At 61.4% G+C, this 6,602-nt stretch carries 2 protein-coding genes; both read right to left on the bottom strand.

Going from position 1 to position 6,602, the window contains the following annotated elements; translation table 11 throughout:
• Positions 1-977: 977 nt before the first annotated feature.
• Positions 978-5,519: a pentapeptide repeat-containing protein gene (locus tag AZH51_RS05390; RefSeq protein WP_291522109.1), complete on the bottom strand. Its 4,542-nt coding sequence runs from the start codon at positions 5,517-5,519 to the stop codon at positions 978-980.
• Complete coding sequence (locus AZH51_RS05385) at positions 5,504-6,001, bottom strand: hypothetical protein (protein WP_291522107.1); 498 nt, start codon at positions 5,999-6,001, stop codon at positions 5,504-5,506. Before AZH51_RS05385 ends, AZH51_RS05390 begins: the two co-directional genes overlap by 16 nt.
• Positions 6,002-6,602: the final 601 nt, after the last annotated feature.

The raw sequence follows: 6,602 nt of genomic DNA, 5'->3' as shown, positions 1-6,602 counted from the left end.
TCGTTCCCGAGCAAGCTCGACCGCCCGCTGACGAAACTCCGGGGACTTCGGTGCTGGCATCACAAGACTCCTCTCCCGAGACGATCATCGCCTCAGATCAGATGTCCGGGAAAGTGGGTACAGGTCAAGTTGCCCATCGCAGATGTTGACCGGGCTACGATCGGGCTCCGCCAAAATAAACGCTAACCATGAGGCGATGTACGGCTCACCGATAAATACGCCACGGGAACTTTCGCTAAGGGGTACAATGAACAAGTTTCAGAACGCGCAAGTCCGGATCATGAGTAGTCGGTTTAGTAATCATAGTAGATTTAAAATTCCTTCCGAGGCATGATGCTGTTAGTGGGGCCAAATAACGCCGAAAAAAGCCATGTACTTCAAGATCTCGCTGCGTGGGGCGCGCAGACGCGAATATACTGGCCGTGCAATTGTACCGATCAAAATAGAGAAGAATGCCAATTTTGATATTTACGAGTGGGTCCCCCATAACCTTCCTCAGATTAACCGCGACGGAATCAGTCGATACCAAGTTCCGGGTTGGGGTGAAGTTAGCAGCCAAGAGCGCTTCGCCTCAACGATGTCCTGGACATGGCCCCTCTTGGGTGTCAGCAGTACTGGAGCACAAACTTCACCAAACACCAGGGCGGGATGCTCTTGAATTTCTGAAAGGAATCCGCGACGCTGTCGCCGCTCTGTAGGCTCGTCTGGCGCCTCGAAGGTTCCTCGCAACAGAATCCTAAAATGTGTACCACTGCACCGCGGCGAGTGGCTCGCGACAGAGCCGACATGCAACGACCTACGCTGCTCCGCATGGGCCCGCTCGCCCCAAAGCGTTCCCCGGCGCCCCAACCGCCAACGGCTTACATTTGGTTTGCTTGACCGCCTTGGCACGAACGGCAACATGAGCTGGCCCGGCTGATGTTGTCGACGGGAACTCGCCGCCTGCACCAGAGGTGGCCCCGCCATGCGGCATTGGCCTAACTGCCTTGGGTTAGCTGCGGCAGCGGCCCGAGTGTTTCCGCCGGAAGTCTGCTGAGGCGTCCGTCAACTACAAGGCTATAGCCGAGGTGCCCCCAAGAATCGCCCGCAACACCGACGAGTGCGCCTGATTGCGCGGCCCAGACGGCCAGCCCATCGTCGAACAGTTGAAGACGCCACCCGGCTGGTTGCCCTGTGATGGCGTCCCAGATACGTACGATGCCGTCGGTGCTGGAAGTTGCAAGTTGGTGTCCGCTGGGGTGATAGGCCACCGCTTGCACCGCGCAGGAGTGGCCGGGCAGGGTCTGCAGGGTTTCCCCGCTGGTGGCATCGCAGATTCGTACGGTTCCGTCGGTCGCCGCGGTGGCCAGCTGGTGTCCGTTGGGGTGGTAGGCCACCGCCTGCACTGTGCCGGTGTGAGCGTCGAGAGTATGCAGGACTTTCCCGGTGGTGGCATCGCAGATTCGTACGGTTCCGTCGGTCGCCGCGGTGGCCAGCTGGTGTCCGTTGGGGTGGTAGGCCACCGCCTGCACTGTGCCGGTGTGCCCGTCGAGAGTATGCAGGACTTTCCCGGTGGTGGCATCGCAGATCCGTACGGTGCGGTCGTAGCCGGTAGCAAGTTGGTGTCCGTTGGGGTGGTAGGCCACCGCCTGCACTGTGCCGGTGTGCCCGTCGAGAGTATGCAGGGTTGCCCCGGTGTTGGCATCGCAGATCCGTACGGTGCGGTTGTAGCCGGTGGCAAGTTGGTGTCCGTTGGGGTGGTAGGCCACCGCCTGCACTGTGCCGGTGTGCCCGTCGAGGGTATGCAGGACTTTCCCGGTGGTGGCTTCGCAGATCCGTATGAGGCCGTCGGTCGCCGCGGTGGCAAGTTGGTGTCCGTTGGGGTGGTAGGCCATTGCGTGCACCCAGCTGGTGTGCCCGGGAAGGGTGTGCAGGGTTTCCCAGGTAGTGGCATCCCAGATCATCACGGTGCGGTTGTAGCCGGTGGCAAGTTGGTGTCCGTCGGGACGGTAGGCCATCGCTTGGCCGGGAAGGATGTGCAGGGTTTCCCCGGTGTTGGAATCCCAGATCCGTACGATGCGGCCGTCGCGGGTTGCGAGTTGGTGTCCGTTGGGGTGGTAGGCCACCGCTTGCACTGTGCCGGTCTGTCCGTCGAGGGTGTGCAGGGTTTCCCCGGTGGTGGCATCGCAGACCCGTACGGTGCCGTCGATGCTGGAGGCTGCGAGTTGGTGTCCGTTGGGGTGGTAGGCCACCGCCTGCACTGCGCCGGAGTGGCCGGGGAGGGTGAGAGCTTCCCCGGTGGTGGCATCCCAGATCCGCACGGTGCCGTCGTCGTAGCCGGTGGCCAGTTGGTGTCCGTCGGGATGGTAGGCCACCGCTTGTACCCAGCTGAGGTAACCGGGGAGGGTGTGCAGTGGTTCGCCGGTCGTGGCATCCCAGATCCGCACGGTGCCGTCGTAGCCGGTGGCGAGTTGGTGTCCGCCGGGGTGATAGGCCACCGCTTGTACCCAGTTGGTGTGGCCGGGCAGGGTGTGCAGGTTTTCGCCGGTCGTGGGATTCCAGATCCTTGCAGTGCCGTCGGTGCTGGTAGTTGCGAGCTGGTGGCCGTCGGGGTGATAGGCCAGCGCTTGCACTGCGTCGGTGTGGCCGGTAAGGGTTTGAAGGGTCTCCCCGGTGGTGGCTTCCCAGATCCGCACGGTGCCGTCGGTCGCCGCGGTGGCGAGGTGGTAGCCATCTGGGTGGTAGGCCACAGCTTGCACCTCGCCGGAGTGGCCGGTAAGGGCCTGCAGGGTTTCACCGGCGGGGATCGGCGCCTGAGTATCCGGCGCCCGCAGCCATTCGCCGGGTAAATGGTCCAAGCCTGGACTGAAGTGAGCCTGTGTCCTATAAACCAGCGCATCCTCGGTAGTGCATGAGCCGCGAACCCACCGGAAGATCGTGCCGACGAGATTGCTCCGATCGAGCTTGACACGATCGAGCCGGGCGTCAATAAATCTGGCCTGGCCAAGGTCAGCCTCGGCGAGGTCGGCATCGCTCATGTCGGCATTTTGGAAGGTTGCGCCGCGGAGCGAGGCTCCTCGAAGCTGTGCTCCGCGCAAATTCAATCTTGTCGTCCCTCCGGCGAAACGCCACCGCCGGAGGTCTGCGCCAGCAAGGGCGACCCCGGCTAGCGAGCACACTGGTGCGTTGTTAGTGAGGTGCGCGCGGCACACATAGCCTGTTGCCGTTGTGGCGGCACCGATCCGGCCGCTGGTGAGGATCCGGCGAATCGCTGCCAGTCGTTCTTCTGTGTCATTACCCGCGATCAGCTGACCGACGAAGTCAAAGGTTTCGGGGCTGGGGAGCGGTCCGTCCCAGCCGTCCACTGCATCTTTGTCGAGCGCGTCGACAAAATACTCGGCGAGAAAGAATTCGAAAAACGAGCGATGGGCAAACTCAAACTGGTCATCGCGGCGTCGCGACAAGAATGTCGCGGTACGCAGGTCGCTCGCCCACTCCGCCGGCGTCGGCGGCGGGGTCGGGTAATGGCGCATCAGACCCGGATGAGAAGCACGGTAATCTACGAGCCACTGCTCTACCTCGTCTGCGGACCACGAGGTTCGCTTGCTGCGCCACATCGCAGCTGCCAGAGCACGGGCAATTCGCGGCTTGTGCTGCGCCAGGATCCGGTGTTTGCCATCGTCTCGATCCAACCAGCGACGGACAAGGTTTGCGTAGAGGTCGACCTCCCGAAGCACACCGTCCGTGCGCACCATTCGCTCGAGGTCCTCGATGTAATCACGGATCATGGCAAGATTGACTGGGCGACTCAGCAGGTCCTCGCTTCCGCCCACAGCGTCGATGAGTCGTGTCGCCCGCTCGTCACTGAGGTCAGCGTTGTTGACCAGATAGCGATGAATCTGATGGCGCGAGAACGGCAAAAGGAGAAGTGCGACGTAGTCTCGAGACCGTGGCCCTTCGCGGTCCTGGCCAGTGAAGTGGGCAGCCTCGTCCGCTACGGTCCGGAAGTAATGCGTTCGGCAGGTAAGCAGCACTTTGCTGGGCCTGTTGACGTCTTGGGCGCCACTCGGGTGGTCTATTCCGACTGCGCGCCACACCTGCTGAGTGAAGCGGATCTGCTCCGTTGGCTTGAGATGGACGAGAACCTCATCCAGTCCGTCGACGATTACCACGCATCCCCCATCACCGATGCGGTCGATCACCGACACGACGCTGTCGGGTCGATCGCGCGAAGGCAACGCGCTGAATGCGGCGGTCAGGAGCCACTCGAAAGTTATTCCTTCGTCACGCTCCAGCTGGCGAGCAATAGCCTCGGCTCTGACGTCGCGCAGATCGAGCAGGAGTGGTAATACTCCCGATTTGGTTTTCTCCCCAGCGCCCAACAGCCGACGCGTAAGGGCACGCACCGTCGTGGTCTTACCCATGCCGAGGTCGCCAAGCAAAACAGCATGCTGCGTCGAGGCCGAGTCAATCGCCCATTCCAGAAGGTGCTCTAGGGCTGGCACATCGCCGGCGTCCATCGAGAAACGCTCCTCGTCCTCCCTAGCCTGTCGAAGCTTGAACGGGCGAGCGGCGGCGGCCTCTGCGATTTTTGGGTCCTGATCCGCACGCCCTCCTAGTGTTTGCTGGCTGAGTTGTGCGATCTGCCTGCCAGAATCCACCGATGGTCGCCGTATATTTGTGGGATTTGTTGCTGCGCTGATTGCGTCGACTAGCTCGAGCAGGCGTGTTTGTTTCGCTGTCTGGCCGAGCGTTGTGTACGGGTTGTGCCTCCATAGCACGGTGGTCCTATGGACGTTTAGTTCTTCGTAGGCAGACGGATCTACCACCGGGCTCCACGCTGCAACCACGCGCTCCTTGGCTTTGCGTACCGCCGCGCGATCAGGCCCAGCCTCGTCGGAGGCCAGGAAAGCTGGGGACGCGAGGGCCACAGCGACGTCCGCTTCTGCACCCTTCGTCATGCGCCACTCGGACTGATCGACGCCTGCGGGCATGTCGAAACGGGTGACGACCTCGAACACAGCGCGTTTGCTTGTCGCTAGGTGGTCCTTCAGTCTCTTAACGAACGGGTCGTACTGCTGCCGAGTAGAGGCGTCGGAGGCCGCCCAGGCTAGGTAAACGCGCACTCTCCGATGGCGTGTCAGGACAGTGGCCCGGGTCTCGACCACGCTTTCGGCAGTTTGTGCCACTCGGGCGGAGTATTCGGAGACCTCATCGTCGATTGCGCTTGTCCCCTCGAACCACGCAAACCGCTCACTGGGCTGCGCCTTCCGATCGTCTACGACTAGGCGAAGGTCCGACCCGGCCTCGGCCAATTGGCCGTTCAGGTTGTTGCGAAACTTTCGGAAGGCATCCTGCTTCATTGATGCGCCAGCCGTGCCGATGGTCATTAGCAGATGATCGACGCGGATCAAACCGTCGTTGTCTAAAGCCCCAGCGATCAGCGTGAGCCTGCTTGCTACCAACACGGACAGCGCACCGGCGTAACGGTGCACGACCTGGCCCACTTCATCACGGTCAAGGCTCACAACGACCGCCATCCGCCATCACCGTTGAGGCGGCGTAAGACCTCGTTGCTAACGGTGAGGGCGAAACGATCTTTGGCCGCCTGACCACTAAGTTCGTTATAACAGCGCTGATTGGGGCCGTAGATTACCCACGCCTTTTCCAGGCCACCAAGGGTACGTCCGCCATCCAGATGCGGAAACGGCCGAAGAGCGACAGGGACAAACAGGTTTCGCTCAATCAGCTGCGGCAGCTCCTTGGTCATGATGTAACTGGAGGAGAAATAGCCAGGGGAGAGAAGAAGTAGCCCAAGATCCGCTTCTGACACTCGACGCTGAATGGTCGGATCAACGGTGTCGCCAGCGGTGAGCAGCGAGAACTCCCACCACTCGATTGAGTAGCTGCCGATGATTGACAACTGAGGCAGCAGTCGCTCGTCCACAAATGATTCCTTGGCACGCCGATCGCGGGAGCACCAGGACAGGAAGATCTTGACAGGTTGTGATGCGTCGGTCACGACTAGCTCCTACCTGCACGCGATTCCTGATCATTCCGGAACGGTTCCCGGTCTAGCGTGGCATCTCGGACCGTCCCCGTCAAGGTGCTGATCTCCCTGGAGTCGAACTTCCTTTAGCGATCTGCGTACCCCGCTACCTGCTTGGATCGACATCGATTGGCCTCGCCAGATGCGGCCAGGACCATTGTGCTGACGGTCGCCTGATACCAGCGATGGATTGGTGGGCTGCGCTGCTGGCGGTGCGATAAATGCGTGTTCCCGCTCCGGCAGTAACGGTAAAGGCTTGGCAGGGCGCGCCAGCAAGATGCACCACCTCGGCGTCAACACCGACACAAAGGCAACCCAGTCGGCATCATCACTCGGACCATCGTCACCGTCATCCACCAACGTGTCGGTCAGGTATTGGCCACCAACACGATCAACCCCGTCCGCACCTACTGGCGAAGCAACGACAAAGCGCCCGGCCAAATGGCCGGGACTATCCGAAATTCGGTGTTTCGGCCCTCATGGTTAGTACTGCTCTGCGGTGGGCCAGCGGCCTTCGAAGACGGTCGCGAACACGTTCAGTGCTGGCTTCCATCGCATGGTCCATCGTGCCTGT

The organism is Branchiibius sp. NY16-3462-2 (genome assembly GCF_001594145.1).
In the GTDB taxonomy this organism is placed as follows: Bacteria; Actinomycetota; Actinomycetes; order Actinomycetales; family Dermatophilaceae; genus Branchiibius.
This window is presented reverse-complemented; position numbering and strand designations above follow the sequence as displayed.